Raw genomic sequence first — 15,608 nt, forward strand, 5'->3', positions numbered from 1 at the left:
CGCTGAGCCTCACGGGGTAATCCGGCAGAGCCGGAAGGGAAATGGCCTTGCCTGCGGAATTATCAAGGTCAGCAGGTGTTGGCGGGGAGGATGTTACTTCCCCGTCAAAGTTAAAGCAATGCTTTATATTATGCTGCGTAAGTGTTTGATTTTACTTGTTTGATCTTAGTCGAAACGCAGCGATTGAATCTTCTGGCGGCGGCGTTCGTCGCGCGGCGCCGTGTAGTCATTATTAAACAATGCGGGCTCCCAAGCGCCATAGGTCGGGTTGGGCAACACGAACCAGCGCGTGCCGATCCAGTCCAGGTAGGGCTGCATGGCCTTCTGGCGGCCGGCGGCGTTATTGGCCAGAACGGTCACAAAATCGCCGATCTGGTCGCCAAACTGCATCAACACGCGATATTTGTGGCTGATCAGCTGGCGGCGGCAACCCTTTTCGGTGCCGATCTGCTCGCAGTCTTCCACGAAGGTACCCAGACCCAGGAAAGCCTCCGGACCCGACACCGGCAGCCCGGCCTTGCGCAGGTTGGCCAGGGTGGCCTGGTCCAGGTCCTTGGCGCGGTTGGAAATGTAGATCACCGCAATGCCGTGCTTGGCCGCGAACTGGGTGAACTCCACCACGCCGGGCAGGGCGCGGGCGCGCTGTTCGTTGCACCAGGCGGCCCAGTCGGCCTCGTTGTACTCGCCGCCGTTCTTGATCAGGCGCGCCTGATAGGGCGAGTTGTCGAGCACGGTTTCGTCGATGTCGAGCACCACGGCCGGCTTCAGCTCCTTGGCCGGGGCGGCGCGGTCATCCTTGGGCAGCGCGTCCCATTGCTTGTCGGCCAGGGCCGCCAGCAGGCGCGACTGCGCATCGCGATAGGTCTGCAGATAGATCAGGTCATGCTCGATCGCCGTCTGGCTCCAGGCAACCGCATTGAGGTTGTCATCGGCGGGCGCGGCGGGTGCCGGAGCGGCGGCGACGGGCGCGGCCGGAACAGCAGGCACGGGCGCCTTGGTCGGGGTGGCAGTGGAACAACCGGCAAGCAGGACCAGCGCGGCAAGCGCTGCCGACAAACGAACGGACATAACGGATTCCCTAGTAAACAGAGCGCGCAGAATCGGGCAAGTTTACGACAGAGGCATGTCGACACCCGGCAGCACGGCCATCGGCGTACGCGAAAGACAGGGCTGGCGGCCCTCAACGGCTACTGACAGACTGGCCGCATCCCCCTTGCCCGCATGAAGTTGCATGGACCCTGCCGCGAACATCCGCCCGTCCTCGCCCGCCATCCGCATCACAAGCTATGTGCTGGCCGGCATCGCGCTGGTGCTGGTGTTGGGCCTGCGTTTGCTGCCGGCGCTGTTTGCCGGCCTGCTGGTCTACGAGCTGGTGCAGTCCACCGCACCGCTGCTGGGCCAGCGCGTACCGAGCGATCGGGCGCGTGTGCTGGTGGTGGCCTTGCTCGGCACCATCGTGGTCGGGCTGCTGGTATTGCTGATCCTCGGCGCGGTGAGCTTCCTGCGCACGGAGATCGGCAATCCGGAGCAGATGTGGCAGGAGCAACTGATGCCGCTGGTGGAGAAGGCGCGCGAACAGTTGCCGACCTCCATCGTCGGCTGGTTGCCCGACAGCGTGGACGATCTGCGCGTGATGGCGCTGGAACTCACCCGCAAGCATTCGGTGAGCCTGCAGACCATCGGCAAGGAAGCAGCACGTGTGTTCGTGCACATCCTGATCGGCATGGTGCTCGGTGCGATCGTGGCGCTGAGTCGCACGCGGCCGGCACATCAGGTCGGTCCGCTTGCCTCGGCGCTTGGCCTGCGCGCGCAGCGTCTTGCCGAAGCGTTCCACAACATCGTGTTCGCGCAGATCAAGATCTCCCTGCTCAATACCGCGTTCACCGCGATCTTCCTGCTCGGCGTGCTGCCGCTGATGGACATCCACGTGCCGCTCGCCAAGACGCTGGTGGTGGTCACCTTCATCGTGGGCTTGTTGCCGGTGATCGGCAATCTGATTTCCAACACGGCGATCACCATAGCCGGCCTGTCGATCTCGCTTGGCGTTGGCGTGGCGGCGCTGGGTTTCCTGATCCTCATCCACAAGCTCGAGTATTTCCTCAACGCGCGCATCGTCGGCAGCCAGATCCGCGCACGGGCCTGGGAACTGCTGGTGGCGATGTTGTTGATGGAGGCCGCGTTCGGTCTCGCCGGGCTGATCGCTGCGCCGATCTACTACGCCTATCTCAAGAGCGAGCTGGAAGCGGAGCGGCTGATCTAGGCCGGAAACGCATGGGTGTGACTGGCTCCGGGCGCAGGCCTTTGAGGTCAGACAGCACGCGTTTCGCAAGTTATGCGTAAGTTTTCTTGCGAACGCCATCACTTATCAAGCACATAAGTGCACTTTTAGTGATCGAAATATCATGCGTTTCGGGGAATCCAAGGCGCGTGATTAGCGTCGCTGAACGACCTAATCGAGCCATGTGAAACAGCTGGCGTCAAATTTTAGCTGTCATCTCCCATTTACATGACAAGCAGTGAGTGGACGCTCAGTGCAGGAACTTGCGTTTCACAAACCCTTCATTTGTAAAAGAAAAGTTTCGTGATAAGAACCCTACGACAGGGAATAGCGGTAGACGACAACGTCCTAAGGGAAAGAGGACTTGTCGGGTTCCCTGTACAGCCCGCGCCGGGGGACGGCGTGATGTCTGACTTTCAAGTGTAGGGGAGACAAAAGATGTTGAAGTCCAAGCTGACGGCTGCCGTCCTGGCAGCCCTGGCGCTCGGCTATGCGTCCGCGACCCTCGCGGCCACCGACGCCTCCACACCCGCACCATCGTCGCCGCAGGACACATCCAACTCGTCGCAAAGCGGCGCGCAGGACGAAGACGCGACCAAGAAAGCCAAGAAGCTCGAAGCCGTTACGGTGACCGGTTCGCTGATTCCTCAATCGCAGGTGGAAACAGCCCAGCCGGTGATCAGCATCACCGCGGAAGACATGAAGGCCCGTGGCTTCACTACCGTGGCCGAGGCGTTGCAGCAGGCCTCGTTTGCCACCGGTAGCGTGCAGGGACCGCAGGACAACAACTCGTTCACCACCGGTGCGCAGACGCTGAGCATGTTCGGTCTGCCGGTGGGCTTCACCAAGTATCTGATCGATGGCCGGCCAATGGGCAACTTCCCCGGCCTGTACAACGGCAGCGATGTGTTCAACAACATCAGCAATATTCCGATGGAGATGGTCGACCACATCGACGTCCTGCCGGGTGGACAGTCGTCGCTGTACGGTTCGGATGCCATTGCTGGCGTCGTCAACATCGTGCTGAAGAAGCACGTCGACGCCCCGACCATCGATGTGCGCGCCGGTGCCTTCTCCGAGGGCGGCGGTGCAAACCAACGCATCAGCTTTGCCGACAGCTTCAACTTCGGCAAATTCAACACGATGATCGGCGTGCAGTACGAGCAGCAGCGTCCGATCTGGGGTTATGACCGCGATCTGACCAAGACCTACAACCAGAATGGTACGACCCCCGCCGTGGCTTCGCGCGACTATCTGGTGCTGGACGCCATCGCCGGTAAGTACCTCATGCTCGATCCCAGCAATTGCGCCGGCGTGTCGAGCGGTTACAACGGTCAGGAAGGTCTGCAGAATCGTCCCGGCCGCGGCCAGTTCTGCGGTTCGTTCCCGAGTGCGGGCTACTCGACGATCGACAACCAGACCAAGTCGGCGAACCTCTACTCGCACTCGACGTTCGACGTGAACGATAACCTGCAGTTGTACGGCGACCTGCTCTACAACTACCAGGAACAGAAGTTCACCTCGGGTACCAACACCACGTTCTGGAGCACCCAGGTCGACACCGCGGCCTCAGGCGGCGGCTACTACTGGGATCCGAACCTGGGCACCCTGGCGCTGGTGCAGCGCATCTTCACGCCGGAAGAAGTGGGCGGCTACTCAAACATCATGAACAAGCAGTACGAGAACTCGTACATGCTGACTTTGGGCGGCAAGGGCACCATCGGACAATCGAACTGGGATTACGACCTGGGCTTCACCCATTCCGATGACCACCTGGTCAACCGCGACTTCCAGCGTTTCGCGGGCCCGATCGAGCAGTACTTCTCCGACCATGTGCTGGGCCGCCAGCAGGGCACCTATTCCGGCTACCCGATTTTCACGCCCGACTACGGCAAGCTGTATAGCCCGGTCTCCACGTCGGACTTCCGTTCCTTCACGGGCTACACCACGTCCGAGTCGAAGACCTGGGACAACATGATCCGCGGTCAGCTGACCAATCAGTCGCTGTTCCGCATGGCCGGTGGCGATGCCGGTCTTGCCGTGGTGCTGGAAGGCGGCAACCAGGGTTGGGATTCGACGCCCGATCCGCGTCTGCTGCAAACCATCACCGACGTGAACGGCAATGTGGATCCCTACGTGTGGGGTACCAGTTCGACGCCGGGTTCGGGTCACCGTTCCCGTTATGCGGGTACGGCCGAGCTGCGCATGCCGTTGCTTGAGCAACTCGTGATGGATACCTCGCTGCGCTACGACAGCTACAACGTCGACGGTCACACGGTGAGCCACCCGACCTACAACGTCGGCCTGGAATACCGTCCGCTCGATACCTTCCTGCTGCGCGGCCGCTACGGCTCCGCTTTCAAGGTGCCGACGCTGGCCGATGAGTTCCAGGGCCCCAGCAACTACTACAACACCGTCACCGACTACCTGAACTGCAATCGCATGGGCGTGCCGCCGGAGGTGGCTTCCGTCGCATGTAAGAACCCATACGACAACACGCAGTACAAGGGCCTGACCTACGGCAATCCGGACCTGCAGCCGATCACCGCGAAGGTGTGGAGTTACGGCTTCGTGTGGGCTCCGGTCGAGCGCATGTCGCTGGGCATCGACTACCTGCACTGGAACATCAACAACGAAGTCGCGCAGATCAATGCGGATCAGTTGTCCCGCACGCAGTACCTCTGCGACGTCGGCACGTACAGCATGTCCTCGCAGCTGTGTACCCAGGCGTTCAACCTGATCACCCGCGGTCCGGGCAACAACGGCCTGCTCGGCCAGATCACGAACATCACCACGCCCAAGTTGAATATCGCCAGCGAGGAACTCAACGCGATCACGGCGAACTTCAGTTACGTGCAACCGGTGGGAGCCTTCGGCCAGCTGGCGCTTGCGTTGTCCTATTCGGACGTGCTCAAGCACACCACGCAGGACTACGCGACGGATCCGAAGATCGACGTACTGCGTCACCCGGCGGCGTATCCGAACGGTACGGACTTCAAGAGCAAGGCCAATGGCTCGCTGACCTGGAGCAAGGACGAGTGGTCGGCAACGGTGTACTTCAACCGCTACGGCAGCTCGCCCAACTACGAAGCCACGCTGGTGGACAACTACACCGCGCCGGGCACCGGCAAGCTGGCGCCGTGGATCCTGTACAACGCGAGCGTCACCTACAATCCGCTCAAGAACCTCGGCCTCTCGTTGCTGGTGAACAACGTGTTCAACAAGATGCCGCCGAAGGATGACAGCTACGACGGTCTGACCAACTCGCCGTACAACACGGACAACTACAACGTGTTCGGCCGTGCGATCTACCTCGAAGCGAACTACAAGTTCGGCAGCAACCACTAAGCCGCCGGACATCGATGTGTCGAGGAACGGCCCCGCGTGTCGGGGCCGTTTTTTTGTTTCAGGCCGGCTGCTAGCGCTCGATCGTCACACCCGCCTGGGTCAGCAGGTCGAGCAGGGGGCCAAGCTGCGCTTCGTATCGCTTCCAGCGCTTCATCGACGTGCGGTAGATCGAGTTTCGTACCTGCACGGCGCTGGCGGTGTTGACGGGTGCCTCGTTCGCTTCGAAGCGAAGGCATCGCTCATCCCACGGCAGGCCGCAGAATGCCAGCAGCTCGCGCGAGCGTTCCTCCTGGTGGTCGACCAGCGCCTCATAGGAAACCTCCAGCACGCGTCCCGGCATCACTCGCTTCCAGTGAGCCATGATGCGTTCGAACTGGAGGTAATGAAAGCCGGTATCCAACAGATCGAACGAGTAGCCGTAGTACGACGACAGGGCAGCGAACAGTTGCCGGAAATTGCTCAGGCAGGTGTCCACCGGATCGCGTCGCAGGCAGATGATCTTCGCGTGGGGCAGCGCGTGCGCGATATGTCCCGCGTAGAGGAAGTTGTGCGGCAGCTTGTCGATGAAGCGCGGACGATGACCGGTCGCCGGCCGCGTGCTGGCGAGGTATTCGGAACCAAGCGTGGCCCAGTCGAGCTGCTGCGCACGGCGAACTGTATCGAGGTCGAACAATTCCGGCGTCGCGCTGCCGCTCAGTCGTTTGACCAGCACGCCGAAGTTCTGCAGCTCGCCGGCCGAATAGACGTCCGGATGGCTGGAGATGATCCGCTCGACCAGCGTGGTGCCGGAACGCGGCATGCCGATCACGAAGATGGGCTCGTGGGTCGGATCGCCGTTGGTGTGGGTCATCGGAAAGGGAAACGATTCGATCAGGGCATCGAAGATCGCCTTGTCCGCCGCGCGCGTGTAGCGCTCCATCGCCTTGCCTGGCGCCTTGCCTCGCGTCAGGCTGTCGAACGCGCGGGCATAGTCGCCGAGATCTTCGTATTCCTTGGCGAGTGCCATGTGTAGGTAGGTCTGCGCGTCTCCGTCACGAGGATGGCTTGCGGCGAGCAGCTCAAGTCGGGCCGTGTGGTTGCTGGCCGGCGCCTGCTTGCGCAGTTGCGCCAGCGTCAGATGCGCTTTCCAGAACGTGGGGTCGAGTGCGATGCAGGTTTCCAGCGCGCGCTCCGCGGCATCCATGTCGCCGTTCGCTACCAGCGACGTCGCCAGATTGAAGCGGTAAGCGGCCTGCCTGGGCTCCAGTTCGGAGGCAGCGCCAAACGCCTCTGCCGCGCGCTCATGGGCATGGCTTTGCGTGTAGACGGTGCCCAGCGTGTCGAAGCTAAACGGATCGCCGGGCTTCAAGGCCATGGCCCTGTCGGCGACAGCCAGCGCTTCTTTCGAGCGGCGCACCATCGCCAGGGCCTTGGCGAACTGCGCGGCGAAATCGGCACGGCCCGGCTCGAGATCGGTCGCCTTATGCAGCAGGCCAAGGGCATACGGCATGAATCCGAGTTCGAGCGACGCGATGCCGGCGATGTAGTAGACGCCCCCGTGATCGGGCGCCAAGGGAAGCAACCGGGCGGCAAGTTCGCGTGCGCGTTGCCACTGTCGCTGGTTGAAAGCCTGGACGAGCTGGGCGTAGAGGTCAGCCGGGTCGGTCATGGTATTCCGAGTCAGGATGCACGCGACCGATTCTACGGGACGGCGGTGGCGGAGATACCGTCCCTGGCGGGAAAGGATCAGCCGCCCGCCAGCATCGCCGCAATCTTCGCCATATGCGACTGGGCCGTCTCGCGCACCACTTCCTTGTCCGCCTCCGGGTCCTTGCCCTGCCAGTGCAGGTCGTCCTGCGGCAGCTCGTGCAGGAAGCGGCTGGGCTGGTTGCTGTGCACTTCGCCGTAGCGCTTGGTCTTGGCCGACCAGGACAGCGTGAGCATCTCCTTCGCGCGGGTGATGCCCACGTACATCAGGCGCCGCTCCTCGTCGATACGCCCCTCGTCGATGGCGCCGTCGTGCGGCAGCGTGCCTTCCTCGCAGCCGACGATGAAGACGAAGCGGAACTCCAGTCCTTTGGCGGCGTGCAGCGTCATCATGCGCACGGCATTGCCCGGTTCGTCGCGGTCGGCATGGGTGAGCAGGGCGAGCTGGGCGGCCAGGTCGCCGGTGGTGTTGTCGTTGCGCTGCATGGCGCGGAACCAGTCGGCCAGTTCGCGCAGGTTGCCCAGGCGGCGCTCGCGCAGCGTGGCGTCGGTGGTGCTGGCCGCCACGTGGGCCGCGTAGCCCGTGCGTTGCAGCACGGTTTCCACCAGGTCGGCCGCGCTCTGGTGCAGCGACGCGCTGCGCAACTCGTCCATCAGCTGCGTGAACGAGGCCAGCGCCGAGGCCGGACGTGGTGACAACTGGCGCAGCACGGCATCGCTGCGTGCGGCATCCAGCAAGGGTGCGTGACGTGTCTGGGCGATCTCGCCGAGTTTCTCCAGCGTGGTGGAACCGATCTCGCGCTTGGGTACGTTCACCACGCGCAGAAAGGCGGCGTCATCGCTGGGATTGGTGAGCAGGCGGAAGTAGCACAGCAGGTCCTTCACTTCCGCGCGATCGAGAAAGCTCAGCGCACCGGACAGGTGATAGGGCACGCGCGCCAGGCGCAGCGCTTTTTCCAGCGGACGCGCCTGGAAATTGCCCCGGTAGAGGATGGCGATGTCGTGCCAGCGCGCCTTGTGCTTTTCCGCCAGCGAGGCGGCAATGGCGGCCACGCGCTCGGCTTCGTGTTCGTTTTCCTTGCACTCCAGCACGCGGATCTGCGCGCCTTCCGGGTGCTCGCTCCACAGCTTCTTTTCGTGCAGATGCGGGTTGTGGGCGATCAGCTTGTTGGCCGCGCGAAGGATGCGCTTGCCGCAACGGTAGTTCTGCTCCAGCTTGATCACGCGCAGGCTGGGCCAGTCCTTGCCGAGCTGGTCGATGTTCTCCGGATTCGCGCCGCGCCATGCATAGATCGACTGGTCGTCGTCGCCCACGCAGGTGAAGCTGCCGCGCTCGCCGGCCAGCGCCTTCAGCAGCCGATACTGCGCGTCGTTGGTGTCCTGGTATTCGTCCACCAGCAGATAGCGCAGGCGTTCGCGCCACACGGTGCGGCATTCCTCGTCGCTTTCGAGGATGCGCAGCGGCAGGCGGATCAGGTCGTCGAAATCCACCGCATTGAACGCGTTGAGACGCGCCTGGTACAGCTCGTAGATGGTGGCGGCGTCCAGCTCGCGCGGGCTGCGCGCGGCGGCCAGCGCCTCTTCCGGCGACAAGCCCGCGTTCTTGGCGCGACTGACCAGGTTGCGGATGCCGAACAACACATCGGGCTTGATGCCCTTGGGCGCCAGTTCCTTGATGATGCCTTCGCTGTCGTCCGCATCGAGCACCGAAAAGCCCTTGCGCAGGCCGGCGCGCACATGCTCCATCTGCAGGAATTTCAGCCCCAGCGCGTGGAAGGTGCACACGGTGAGCGCCGCGGCGTCCTCGCTGCTGATCAGCTTGGCCACGCGCTCGCGCATTTCCTTCGCGGCCTTGTTGGTGAAGGTGATGGCGGCAATGCGCGAGGGTGCCAGCTTCTTGCGGGCGATCAGATACGCGATCTTCTGCGTGATCACCGAGGTCTTGCCCGAGCCCGCGCCAGCCAACACCAGCAGTGGCCCGTCACAGTGCTCTACGGCGGCCAATTGTTGGGGATTGAGCATGGTTGGCGCGATCGCTGGACGGCGCCCGATGGTAACAGAGCGCCCTCGCCCAAAGCAGGCTATGCTGCCTCCAGCCACGGGTCGCGCAGTGCCGCCACCCGCGCATCACGGGAGCGTGAGATGGGCAGACTGGCGGTCTTGGGCATGGTGATCCTGGTGCTCGCGTGGGCGGGGCATGCATCGGCGCAGCAGGCCGACGACGCCACCGACATCAAACGCAGCACCGAGCTGCTCGGCGGCATGGAATCGCCCCTGTTTGTCGACGCCCACAGCGACCTGCGCTATCGCAACAAGGGCATGGAGTCCTATCGCGAGGGTCGCCGTCGCGATGCCTTCCACTACTTCCGCCTGGCATCCCGCTATGCCGACAAGACCTCGCAGGCCCTGGTGGGCATCATGTACTGGACGGGCGATGGCGTGGCCAAGGACCGTGCGCTCGGCTACGCGTGGATGGACCTTGCCGCCAGTCGCGGCTATCCCGAGCTGCAGCGCCAGCGACAGCTCTACATGGATCAATTGAGCGATGCCGAACGCGCGAAGGCGGCGCAGCTGCGCCCGACACTCGATGCCGACTACGGCGATGTCGCCGGCGCCAAACGCCTCACCCTGGAGATCGGTTCCAGCCGCGCGCAGGTCACCGGCAGTCACGTCGGCTGGGTAGGCACCGTCACCGCTTCGTACGGGGACAACACGGTGCAAGACTTCAGCAAGTACGACAAGGCGCTGCACATGAACACCGCCGAGTACCTGCAGGTCAAGGACGTGCAGTGGGGGCTGCAGATGAACAGCCGTGTCAACGTGGGCGATCCCGAGCCCGTTGAACCGCCTAGGGCCAACTCGACGCGGCCGGCCGCGTGACCCGGCACGCCGCGGCGGCGGATCGATCGCCAGCAGGCTGGTGTTGTGGCTTGATCGAGCGTGTATGTCCCCGGCGTGTCTGGCTTTGGCCGCCCGGCAGCGTCGGATCACCAAGGAGAGCGTGATATGACCAAGGCAGTCCTGTGCAGTCTTTGTATCGCCATGCTGGCGGCCGCGCCGGGATGGAGCATGGCGCAGACATCGGATCCGGCCGCACATCCGGAGGACCTCAAGCAGCTCGGTGTGCTGGAGCAGGCGCTGGCCGAGCCCGGCGTGATCGAGCACCACTCGGATCTCTATTTCCGCACCCTTGGCGCAGACGCCTACAAGGCGGGCGACAAGAAGCGGGCGCTCGAGATGTTCACCTCGGCGGCGCGTTATGGCGACAAGCCTTCCGAGGCCATGGTGGCCACGATGTACTGGAACGGCGAGGGCACCGCGGTCGATCGTCCGCGGGCCTACGCATGGATGGATCTTGCCGCCGATCGCGGTTACCACGACCTGCTGATCCAGCGCGAGCTCTACTGGAACCGCCTGAGTCCGTCCGAGCGCGACGAAGCCATCGCGGTGGGTAAGCAGATCTACGACGAATACTCGGACGAGCGGGGCCAGCAACATCTGGCGGCCGAATTGTCCCGCGTCGCCCTGCAAGCCACCGGCAGCCACACGGGCTACGTGGGCAATGGCGTCGTTGCCCGCTCGCTGGGTGGGGTGGGCACGGCCTTTGGAGGCAGCGTCAGAGGCTACCTCAACGACAACAACATCACGCAGCTGAGCCAGTACTACAGCAGCGCGGCGTGGTCGGCGGACGACTACCTCCACCTGAAGGACCTGCAGTGGCGCTTCAAGGGCCCGCTGCAGGGGAATGTCGAAGTGGGCGCACCGTTGCAGTTCTCGCCCACGCCCGATTCGCCGCCGCGGGGCTGAACAATCCACCGCGCGATGTCCCATGGCCGGCGCCGCGCGGCCATAATGCGGATGGGACATGGCGTGGGGATGGGATGTGATAGAGGCGACTTCGGAAGTCCACGATCAGTGTGACGTGGTGGTGATTGGCGGCGGCCCTGCGGGTAGCACGGCCGCCACCTTGCTGGTGCGGCGCGGATATCGCGTCATTGCCTTGGAAAAAGATCATCATCCGCGCTTTCACATCGGCGAATCGCTGCTGCCGATGAACCTGCCGATCTTCGAGCGGCTGGGTGTGATGGACAAGGTTCGCGCGCTGGGCGTGTTCAAGCCGGGCGCCGATTTCGAAGCCGATAACGAGGAGGGCTACATCACCTTCGAATTCGCGCGTGCGCTGGGTCGCAGCCCGCCGCATGCGTACCAGGTGAGGCGGCAGGATTTCGATGAAATGCTGTTCCGCCATGCCGCGCAGAACGGCGCCGATGCGCGCGAAGGTCACGAAGTACGCAGCGTGGAAGAGCTTGGCACGCACGACTGGCGCGTGCAGGTAAGCCGCGACAACGGCGAGCCGTACAGCATCCGCGCGCGCTATGTGGTGGATGCTTCGGGCCGCGATGCCTTCCTCTCCAGCAAGAAGAAGCTCAAGCGCAAGAATGCCGAGCATCAGAGCGCGGCGATCTTCGGCCATTTCCGCGGCGCGGAAGCGCGGCCCGGCGAGCACGCGGGCAACATCAGCATCTACCGCTTCGATTACGGCTGGATGTGGATGATTCCACTGCCCGATGGCGTGATGAGCGTGGGTGCGGTGTGCTGGCCCGGTTACCTCAAGCAGCGCCGCGGCCGCACCACGGATTTCCTGCTGGAAACGTTGCGCCAGAATCCTGCCTTGTGGAAGCGCATCGAACGCGCCGAGTTGATCGACAACGAAGTGCGCGTGACCGGCAACTACTCGTACGACTCCACACGCATGGCGGGTCCGGGCTGGGTGCTGATCGGCGACGCGTTCGCCTTCCTCGATCCAGTGTTTTCCTCCGGGGTGTACCTGGCCATGAGCGGAGCGGAGCAGGCGGTCGCGGTGGTGGATGCCGCGTTGCGCGATCCTTCGCGCGAGGTCGCTCTGCAGCGTCGCCTGGAACGCCGGCAGCGCCGCGGCATGAAGCGGTTTGCGTTCTTCATCTACCGCTTCAACGGGCCGATCATGCGGCAGGCCTTCAGTTCACCGCGCAATACGTTCCAGATCGAGCAGGGCGTCATCTCGATGCTGGCGGGCGACGTGTTCGATTCGTTCAAGGTCTGGAGCCGCATCCTGGCATTCAAGGGCGTCTACCGCATCCTCTCCCTGCGCAACTGGAGTCGCTGGCGAGCCGATCGACACGAGCGCCTGGCGCAGGCCCGCTCGCAATTCACCGGCGGCACCACGCCGCTGGACAGCGAATAGGCGCTGAAGGCGACAGGGCAACCGGGTAACATCAGCGCCCCGCCACAGGAACCGTCATGGCCAAGCTCTATTTCTATTATTCGGCGATGAATGCCGGCAAGACCACGACCTTGCTGCAGAGCGCCTACAACTACCACGAGCGCGGCATGCGCACGCTCATCCTCACGCCGGCGCTGGACAGTCGCTACGGCGAGGGCGTGGTGGCCTCGCGCATCGGCCTGAAGGCGAATGCGGTGCGCTTTAGCGGCGAGGAGGACCTGCTTGCGCTGGTGCAGGGAGACATCGCGGCCCGCGGCCCGCTGCATTGCGTGTTCGTCGACGAGGCGCAGTTTCTCAGCAAGGCGCAGGTGTGGCAGCTGAGCGACGTGGTGGACAAGCTCAATATCCCGGTGCTCGCCTATGGCTTGCGCACCGATTTCCGCGGCGAGCTGTTCGAGGGCAGCCGTTACCTGCTTGCCTGGGCGGACAACCTGGACGAGATCAAGACCATCTGCCACACCGGCCGCAAGGCCACCATGGTGGTGCGCGTGGATGAACAGGGCCGTGCGGTGACCGAAGGCCCGCAGGTTGAGATCGGCGGCAACGACCGCTATGTCTCGGTGAGCCGCGCCGAGTTCAAGAACATTACGGAAGGGCACGGCAGGATCGAACTGCAGCAGCCGGTGCTGCCGCTGGGCGAGGGACATTGAGTCCTTCGCATCCCTCTAAGGAATGGTAACGGTATGAGCAAAATCCCTTTCCCCGCCTGGCAGCGCCCGCATTGGCAGTCCAGCAACGAACACATCCTGTTGCAGTTCTTCGTGTTCGGAAAATTCCAGTCAGGCCGGGCACCGTCGCTGGACTACGGCAGCGAAGGCCTGCCCGACGGCGTGGAGATGACCAGCCACAACCACGCGCAGCTGCGCCAATGGGATGGCTATCCGTTGCGTGGCAGTGTCGGGCGCATGTTCAAGGATGGCGCCCCCGAAGCCTACCGGCAGGCGATCGATGCACCGGAAGTATTGGTGATCCGCGGGCAGCTGCCCGACAGCACCGACACCGGTTATCTGCGCGATACGCTGGGCGTACTCGCCGCGCTGCTCGACATGGGTGGCGTGGCCATCCTCGATCCGCAAACGCTTAACCTCTATGACGCCGATACCTGGCGCCGTCACTTCGTGGTGCGCGATGGTGCCCCGATCCGCAATCACCTGTTGATCCTGCGCGATACCGAGAAGAACGGGAATTACTGGGTGCACACGCGCGGCATGCGCAAGTTTGGCCGTCCGGACATCAGTATTCGCAACATTCCCGAAGCCGATAGCGATCGCGCGGGTTTGTTGTGTGAGCGCCTGGTGGAACTGGAGGCGCTGGGGGCGCGGTTCGCCGAAGGCCAGGAGTTGGAGGCTGACGGGATGACGTTGGTAGCCACTCTGGGTGGCGGCCTGGAGGATGCGGATTTCAACAATACGTTTGTGGAGTTTCGCTGGCCGGAGTGATGCCTCGCTTTGCTCCCTCTCCCCTGCGGGGAGAGGGTTGGGGTGAGGGGGCAATCTAGCCTCATTGTGTGGACGTGCCACAGTCCTCTTCGCTCGTCATCCCGGCGCACGCCGGGATCCAGAGCCTCGGTGTTTAGTTGTCGCGTGTTCGCCAGCTTGCTCGCCTGCCGCGGGCTTCCGTGCCGCTGCCGCGGCCCGGGTCACTTTTCTTTGCTTGCCCAAAGAAAAGTAAGGCGGTCTCTAATATCAAGTGCAACACCCCTCTGGAGGTGATGCATGGGTCAGGACTACAACCATCTAAGCGCCGAAGAGCGAGGCGCGATCATGGTGGGCAAGGCACGCGGGGACAGCGCCCGGCAGCTGGCGATACTGCTAGACCGCTCGCCCAGCACGATCTCGCGAGAGCTGGCGCGTAACGGTCAGCGGGAGGCGTCGATGTGCCCTCGCCTGGGGCGTCCGAGGCTCGGCTATGACGCGCGTCGCGCCGGCCATCGGGCCCGTCGCTTGGCCCATCAGGCACGCCGGCCGCGTAAATTGCATCGTGAGAGCGCCTTGTGGCGTCTGGTGCGCCATTTGTTGGCCCGGCGCTGGTCACCGCAAGAGGTCAGTCGCACACTGCGCCGACAGCATCCCGACGAGCCGGCCAAGCACGTGTCTCACGAGACGATTTACACCGCGATCTATGCCGCTCCGCGCGGGGAGCTGCGGCGAGGGCTGGTGGCACTGTTGCGCCAGCACAAGTGCGCGCGCCGCCCGCGCGGCCAAGGCGCCAATCGGCGCGGCCGCATGCACGATCTGCCAAGCATTCATGATCGACCGCCGGAGGCCAATGAACGCTTGTTGCCGGGCCACTGGGAAGGCGACTTCCTCAAAGGCGCACGCAATCAGTCGTCGGTAGGCGTGCTGGTGGATCGACGCACGTTGTTTCTGAAGCTGGTGAAGATGGAAGGGTGCGCGGCCGAGGATGCGCTCAAGGGCTTCAGCCGGGCGTTCGGTCCGTTACCGGCGACGCTGCGTCAAACGCTGACCTATGACCAGGGCAAGGAGATGGCGCTGTACAAGACCCTCTCCAAACGCACGGGGCTGGCGATTTACTTCGCCGATCCACACAGTCCCTGGCAGCGCGGCATCTGCGAGAACACCAACGGTTTGCTGCGTCAGTACCTACCCAAAGGCACCGACCTGTCGGTGCATAGCCAACGCAAACTCGATGCGATTGCGCGGGAGATGAATCTGCGACCGCGGGCCACCCTCGACTACCACTGTCCGGCGGAGATGTTCATGCGTGCGCTGGGGCGCGATGACCTCGCCCAAGCGATCGATGATGCACTTCTAGATTGACACCGCCTAACCAAAAGAAAGGGCCCCCCGGATGACGCGCCTTCCGGGCCTGCGGCCCTCCAGGTGCGCGGGTGGGTTGCGGGGTTTTTCGACAGGGCATCCTGCCCTGGCGAAAAACTGGCCCGCATCCATGCGGGCCACCCTGCGGGCTTTCCTCCACCCACCCGCCGCGTCATACGGGGACCCCTGGGAGCCGAGAGCTGAGAGCTGGAGCCAAAGGGCTCAGGTCTACTGTGGGAGCGCACCCTGTGCG

11 protein-coding genes are annotated in these 15,608 nt (G+C 63.6%); 8 read left to right on the forward strand and 3 right to left on the reverse strand.

Translation table 11 applies throughout. The features are described from left to right. Positions 1-165 precede the first annotated feature (165 nt). Positions 166-1,068 carry a 5'-nucleotidase, lipoprotein e(P4) family gene (locus tag ACN9MB_RS01035; protein WP_204637895.1) on the reverse strand — a complete coding sequence of 301 codons (903 nt, stop codon included), beginning with the start codon at positions 1,066-1,068 and terminating at the stop codon, positions 166-168. A 163-nt stretch (positions 1,069-1,231) separates the two neighbouring features. Between ACN9MB_RS01035 and ACN9MB_RS01040 the strand changes: the two genes are divergently transcribed. Together ACN9MB_RS01040 and ACN9MB_RS01045 are read left to right on the forward strand one after the other, a co-directional pair. Continuing rightward, positions 1,232-2,260, forward strand: coding sequence for an AI-2E family transporter (locus tag ACN9MB_RS01040; RefSeq protein ID WP_204637894.1), 1,029 nt, complete (start codon positions 1,232-1,234; stop codon positions 2,258-2,260). Positions 2,261-2,716: 456 nt separating this feature from the next. After that, positions 2,717-5,626 (forward strand): TonB-dependent receptor domain-containing protein, encoded by a 2,910-nt coding sequence (locus ACN9MB_RS01045; RefSeq protein ID WP_204637893.1) that lies wholly within the window; start codon positions 2,717-2,719, stop codon positions 5,624-5,626. A 70-nt stretch (positions 5,627-5,696) separates the two neighbouring features. Here the strand turns inward: ACN9MB_RS01045 and ACN9MB_RS01050 are convergent, their stop codons facing one another. Then, on the reverse strand, positions 5,697-7,274 hold the full coding sequence (locus ACN9MB_RS01050; protein WP_426270463.1) for a sulfotransferase: 1,578 nt from the start codon (positions 7,272-7,274) through the stop codon (positions 5,697-5,699). A 77-nt stretch (positions 7,275-7,351) separates the two neighbouring features. Further along, positions 7,352-9,334: a UvrD-helicase domain-containing protein gene (locus ACN9MB_RS01055; protein WP_426270464.1), complete on the reverse strand. Its 1,983-nt coding sequence runs from the start codon at positions 9,332-9,334 to the stop codon at positions 7,352-7,354. 120 nt (positions 9,335-9,454) lie between these two features. Here ACN9MB_RS01055 and ACN9MB_RS01060 point away from each other — a divergent pair, with 120 nt between their 5' ends. The 6 genes from ACN9MB_RS01060 to ACN9MB_RS01085 all read left to right on the forward strand — a co-directional run bounded on the left by ACN9MB_RS01060 (position 9,455) and on the right by ACN9MB_RS01085 (position 15,355). After that, on the forward strand, positions 9,455-10,192 hold the full coding sequence (locus ACN9MB_RS01060; RefSeq protein ID WP_426270465.1) for a hypothetical protein: 738 nt from the start codon (positions 9,455-9,457) through the stop codon (positions 10,190-10,192). A 126-nt stretch (positions 10,193-10,318) separates the two neighbouring features. After that, positions 10,319-11,119, forward strand: coding sequence for a hypothetical protein (locus ACN9MB_RS01065; protein ID WP_426270466.1), 801 nt, complete (start codon positions 10,319-10,321; stop codon positions 11,117-11,119). Between the two features lie 58 nt (positions 11,120-11,177). Next, positions 11,178-12,536 (forward strand): NAD(P)/FAD-dependent oxidoreductase, encoded by a 1,359-nt coding sequence (locus ACN9MB_RS01070; RefSeq protein WP_426270467.1) that lies wholly within the window; start codon positions 11,178-11,180, stop codon positions 12,534-12,536. 56 nt (positions 12,537-12,592) lie between these two features. Beyond that, positions 12,593-13,225: a thymidine kinase gene (locus tag ACN9MB_RS01075; RefSeq protein ID WP_204637887.1), complete on the forward strand. Its 633-nt coding sequence runs from the start codon at positions 12,593-12,595 to the stop codon at positions 13,223-13,225. A gap of 33 nt (positions 13,226-13,258) precedes the next feature. After that, positions 13,259-14,014 carry a hypothetical protein gene (locus tag ACN9MB_RS01080; protein WP_204637886.1) on the forward strand — a complete coding sequence of 252 codons (756 nt, stop codon included), beginning with the start codon at positions 13,259-13,261 and terminating at the stop codon, positions 14,012-14,014. Positions 14,015-14,290: 276 nt separating this feature from the next. Continuing rightward, complete coding sequence (locus ACN9MB_RS01085) at positions 14,291-15,355, forward strand: IS30 family transposase (protein ID WP_426270468.1); 1,065 nt, start codon at positions 14,291-14,293, stop codon at positions 15,353-15,355. Positions 15,356-15,608: the final 253 nt, after the last annotated feature.

Source organism: Dyella kyungheensis, assembly GCF_049913195.1.
Classification (GTDB): domain Bacteria; phylum Pseudomonadota; class Gammaproteobacteria; order Xanthomonadales; family Rhodanobacteraceae; genus Dyella; species Dyella kyungheensis.